The sequence below is a fragment of the Protofrankia sp. CiP1_Cm_nod3 genome (assembly GCF_982290655.1).
The window spans coordinates 1-5,192 of the sequence record NZ_CEVIVD010000066.1 but is presented as its reverse complement, the minus strand read 5'-3'; the positions used below and the strand labels follow the sequence as shown (position 1 = coordinate 5,192).

Annotated in this window: 4 protein-coding genes; 3 read left to right on the top strand and 1 reads right to left on the bottom strand. The window is 72.8% G+C overall.

Annotated features, from left to right (window positions below; all coding sequences use genetic code 11):
- Positions 1 to 8 precede the first annotated feature (8 nt).
- Entirely contained in the window at positions 9 to 809 is an 801-nt protein-coding gene (locus tag AC5LUJ_RS14100; RefSeq protein WP_250285128.1) for an enoyl-CoA hydratase/isomerase family protein, read from the bottom strand.
- A 439-nt stretch (positions 810 to 1,248) separates the two neighbouring features.
- Here AC5LUJ_RS14100 and AC5LUJ_RS14095 point away from each other — a divergent pair, with 439 nt between their 5' ends.
- The 3 genes from AC5LUJ_RS14095 to AC5LUJ_RS14085 form a co-directional block, all read left to right on the top strand.
- On the top strand, positions 1,249 to 1,410 hold the full coding sequence (locus AC5LUJ_RS14095) for a DUF5679 domain-containing protein (protein WP_250285127.1): 162 nt from the start codon (positions 1,249 to 1,251) through the stop codon (positions 1,408 to 1,410).
- 431 nt (positions 1,411 to 1,841) lie between these two features.
- The gene (locus AC5LUJ_RS14090) at positions 1,842 to 3,110 is read left to right on the top strand and encodes a ThiF family adenylyltransferase (protein ID WP_250290109.1); all 1,269 of its coding nucleotides are present in this window, start codon (positions 1,842 to 1,844) and stop codon (positions 3,108 to 3,110) included.
- A gap of 128 nt (positions 3,111 to 3,238) precedes the next feature.
- On the top strand, positions 3,239 to 5,192 hold a 1,954-nt coding region (locus AC5LUJ_RS14085; RefSeq protein WP_493465068.1), incomplete at its 3' end, for an ABC1 kinase family protein.

The following is a 5,192-nucleotide window of genomic DNA, read 5'->3' as shown; positions in this document are numbered from 1 at the left end:
TACCGGCGTCAGCCGGCGGCGGCTACCGGCGCGAACGCGGGCGACCGCCGGTCCAGCTGCGCCTGGATCCCCTCGGCGGCCTCACCGTTGGCCATGGTGGTGGCCTGGGCGAGCGCCTCCCACTGCAGCACCTGCTCGATGTCGTCCTCACCCTTCAGCGCGACCTTGGCCAGCCGGGTCGCGACCGGGGCCGCCGCGGCGATCCGCAGCGCGGTCTCCAGCGCGGTGGCGACCAGGTCGGCAGCCGGCACCACCGCGTTGACCAGGCCGATCTCCACGGCCTCCCGCGCGTCGACGACCCGTCCGGTGAAGATCAGTTCGCGGGCCCGCAGCACTCCCACGGCCTCCGGCAGCAGCCGGGTGGCGGCCATCCCCGGATGCATCCCCAGCCGGGTGAAGGGGGCGGAGAAGGTCGCGCCCTCGGCCGCGAACCGCAGGTCACAGGCGAGCGCCAGGCACAGGCCGGCGCCCACCGCGGCGCCGTTGACCGCGGCGATCGTGGGCACCTCCAGCGATCTGATCTTCAGCCAGGTCCGGTAGAAGGGGAGCATCTTCGCCCGCAGCCGGTCCGCGCCGGAGTCGATGTTGCGCCTCGGGTCGATCCAGTCGAGATCGCCGCCCGCGCAGAACGCGCGCCCCTGCCCTGTGACAATGACGGCCCGCACGTCAGGATCGGCGCTGATCGTGTCCAGCGCCGCCGACCACGCCGCGGTCAGCGCCACGGTCATCGCGTTGCGCCGTTCGGGCAGGGCCAACGTCAGCAGGACCACGCCGTCGGCGGGACGTTCGACCAGCAGCGGTTCGGACACGATCGACTCCTGAAGGCCCACGTTACCTGGTTGATGTTGTCTGGTTTATGTTGTCCGGTTGATGTTGCCTGGCTGATACGGGCGAGGACGGCGCGGCCGTGTTTTTCCCGCCCCGTCAGCGGCCCTCCCGAGCGTAGAGCCTCACGGCTTCCGGTGCTGTCGGACATGACCGGGCGCGCACCGCTTCCACCACGGGCCATCACCGGGCCACCACCGCATCCGCCGCCGCATCCGCCGCCGCCGCGGGAGCCGGCGGCGAACACGGCAACCACTGTGGGACAACGGAAAACCAGCCGTGGCCCCGGCCAGGGGGTGGCGCGCGGCGGGGTCGACAGCCTGAGGAGGATGGCTCCCGGCCGGCTGTTGGTGCCGGCCTTCTTCGTTGCGCTTCGTTACGAACCAGCGGCCCGTCAGCGGGCGCCGGTGAGAGGGAGAACGAGTGGCAGAGACGTACGAGGGCTACTGCGTCAAATGCAAGGACAAACGGCATTACCAGGGCGAGGTCCGGGTGAGCGACTCCGGGCGCCGGATGGCCCGGGGCACCTGCCCGGTCTGCGGAACCACGATCAACAGGATCCTCGGCAAGGCGCCGGCATCATAGTTCCCTGACCTTCCCCGGAAGGCATGCCCCATCCCCGGGGCCCGCTCCTCGGGCCGGACGGTTACCCCGAGGCCGCCGAGCGCGCGGCGGATCATCGCGCGTTCGGCGGCTGTACGGCATCCCGAGGCCGCCGCCCCCGGCACCAGCCGGCCCCGGCATCCACAGCCCACAACCGTCTGGCCGCATACCGTCGCACTTGGCACCGCCGATTGACACCCAGGAACATGGGATGTCCGGCGCAGACCGTGCGCGAGGAACCGTCCCAGCGCGGACGCGAGTCACCCATGGCACCCGTGGGGCCCATGCCCTGGGCAGGGGCCCCTGCCCAGGCAGGGAGTTGTCCACAGCTACCGGCGCATCTTCTCCGGCACCGGCAGAATATCCACAGAAAAATGGATATATGTCCACGATGGGGCACAGCGTGAGACCATATGATCACGATCCGGTCATCTGCTGTCGGGGAGGACGCGATGCGCCCCATGCTCAAGCCCGGCCTGCGCCGGCTCTGGCGGGACGGCTCCACCCTCCAGATCGGCGTCGACCCGGCGCGGGCGATCGTCCTCGGCGGGCTGACGGCGCGGGACGCCTCCGTGCTCGACCTGCTGGACGGTACCCGCTCCCGTGAGCAGGTCCTCAGCTCGCTGGACGCCACTCGGGCGGACCTCGTCCTCCTGCTGGAGCGGACGGGCCTGCTGACGGACGCCGGCCCGGCCGACCGCTCCCCACCGCCCGTGCTGGACCAGGAGCGCCTCCAGCCGGACCTGGCGGCGATGTCCCTGGGCTCGGCCGACCCGGAACATGCCCGGCGAGCGATGGCGGCCCGCCGCCGGGCCCGGATCCAGGTCCGCGGGGCGGGCCGGATCGGCGCTCAGGTGGCGGCCCTGCTGGCCGCCGCCGGGGTCGGGCACGTGGTCGTCGACGACACCGGTACGACCAGGGCGGCCGATGTCGCGCCGGGTGGAGCCCGTCTCGACGACGTCGGGCGGCCCCGTTCGGCCGCCGCCACCGCGGCGATCGCGCGGGTGACACGCCCCCACGCGCCACGCCGGTGCCGGCATCCCGTGCCGTTCCGCCCCGATCTCGTCGTCGTCACACCGGCCGGCATACCGGTCGTCCACCCGCGGGAGTCGCTTGAGCTGGAACGCTCCGGCATCCCCCATCTGCTTGCCGGCGTTCGTGAGACCACCGCGGTGATCGGGCCGCTGGTCCTGCCCGGGGTGACCTCGTGCCTGCACTGTCAGCATCTGTGTCGCCACGCGATGGAACCGTCCTGGCCGTTGCTCGCCCTGCAGCTGTCCCGCCGCCCGGACACCGGGGTCGACGCCTGCGACGTGGCGCTCGCCACCGTCGCCGCCGGGCTCACCGCCATGCAGGCGCTCACCCTTGTCGACCACAGCGACCGTGGCGACCGTCGCGTCCGTGGCATCGCCCGGCCCGGTCGGGCCGAGCCGCCGGAGCAGCCGTGCCGGCCAACAGCCGACGAGCTGCCGACCATCGACGGGACGCTGGAGATGACAGTCTCCGACCTGCGGCTGCGACGCCGATCGTGGTCGATCCACCCCTCATGTCCCTGCCGTAGCGCCCGGCGGCTGGCAGCCGCGGGCGCCGGTGACGCCGACGGCTGGCCGGCGGACGGGGATCCGACGGACGGGGATCCGGGCGAAGCCGACGCCTTCGAGTGGACGGAACGGGCGTCGTGACCAGGCGGAGCGGAGCGCCACCGGTCCGCCATCAGCCAGGCCAACCACATCGACCACAAAGAGTAGTATTAAAATTCCAAGCGGCGTTCCCTCCTGTCTCCCGCCCGCAGAACAGGCACGATGGAGCTGTGTCCGAAATCCCAAAACGCGCGGTCGTCCGCACCGCCAAGCTGGCAAGCCTCCCTCTCGGCTTCGCCGGGCGGGCCACGATCGGCGCGGGTAAGCGACTCGGCGGGCGCCCCGCCGAGATCGTCGCCACGGAGCTGCAGCAGCGGACCGCCGCCCAGATCTTCCGCGTCCTCGGGGAGCTCAAGGGCGGCGCGATGAAGCTCGGGCAGGCGCTGTCGGTCTTCGAGGCGGCACTGCCCGAGGAGATCGCCCGGCCCTACCGGGCGGCGCTGACCAAGCTCCAGGACACCGCGCCCGCCCTGCCCGCGGCTTCGGTCCACCGGGTGCTCGCCGGCGACTTCGGCACGGACTGGCAGACGAACTTCCGCAGCTTCGACGACGCGCCGGCCGCCGCCGCCAGCATCGGCCAGGTACACCGCGCCGTGTGGGCGGACGGCCGAGATGTCGCCGTCAAGATCCAGTATCCGGGCATCGGCCCGGCGCTGCTCAGCGACCTCACCCAGCTCGGGCGCGCGGCTCGGCTGTTCAGCGCCATCGTCCCCGGTCTGGACATCAAGCCGCTGGTCGCCGAGCTGAAGGAGCGCATCCTCGAGGAGCTCGACTACCGCCTGGAGGCGGCCTGGCAGACGGCCTTCGCCGAGGCGTTCGACCACGACCTCGACATCCACGTGCCCAGCGCCGTCGCCGCGACCGACCACGTCCTGGTCACGGAGTGGATCGACGGCAAGCCCCTGTCAACGATCATAAACAGCGGTACGGACACCGAACGTGACCGGGCTGGGCTGCTGCTCGTGCGTTTCCTGTACTCGTGCCCGGCGCGGGCCGGGCTGCTGCACTCCGACCCGCATCCCGGCAACTTCCGGCTGCTCCCGGACGGCCGCCTGGGCGTGCTGGACTTCGGCGCGGTCAACCGCCTCCCGGACGGGCTGCCCGAACCCGTCGGCCGGCTCAGCCGGCTGGCACTGGACGGCAACGGCGAAGCGGTCCTGGCGGGCCTGCGGGCGGAGCGGTTCATCCTGCCGACGGTGAGGATGAAGCCGGCGGACCTCCTCGACTACCTGGTACCGCTCCTCGAGCCCGTCACCACCGAGACGTTCCGTTTCTCCCGCGACTGGCTACGAGGCGAGGCCATCCGGCTGGGCGACCCCCGCTCCCCCGCGGCCCAGCTCGGCCGCCTGCTCAACCTGCCCCCTTCCTATCTGTTGATGCACCGCGTCACCCTGGGCGCGATCGGCATCCTCTGCCAGCTCGGCAGCACGGGGGCGTTCCGCGCCGAGATGGAGTACTGGCAGCCCGGCTTCGCCCAGCCCGGATCCGCGGCGGCCGAGCACGCGGCCTGGGCGAACCGGCCCGGCCGCCAGCTGCCGGAGCCCGCCGTCGAAATGAGCGCCGGCATGATCCGGCCGCTGGCGTCGGCCTCCTCGCGGGGCCTTTTCGTCCCGCCGCGGCTACCGGACACCCGGGTAGTGATACCACCGCCCTCGACGGCGGCCGACGACCGCGACGCCACCGACAGCCACGGCACCGGCGACGGCCACGGCACCACCGACAGTCGCGATACCAGCGACGGCCACGGCACCACCGACAGCCGCGATACCAGCGACGGCCACGGCAGCGACAGCAGGGCCGGGCTTGACCACGACGGCGACAGGGCCGCTGATCCGCCCCGGCGTGCGGCGGCGCGACAGGGACGCCGCCCCGCCGCACAGCGGTCGTCCTCGGCCGATGACCTGGCCGGCGGCCCGGCTGACGGCCCGGCCCGCGCGCCCGCCCCGCGCACGCCGCCCTCCGACGCCGACGCCCCGCCCAGGCAGCCGAAACGGGCCAGGCAGCCGAAGCAGCCGAAGGTCCCAGCTCCGCCCAGGCCCCGCGGCGCCACCGACGAGCAGACCGTCTCCGCCGCGGCAGTCCCCGACAACACCCCGCCCGACAACGCCGCCCACTCCGTCACCC

Bases quoted from the DNA above. Each gene is read 5' to 3' on its own strand.
- AC5LUJ_RS14090 (WP_250290109.1), top strand. From the start codon at position 1,842: ATGATCACGATCCGGTCATCTGCTGTCGGGGAGGACGCGATGCGCCCC.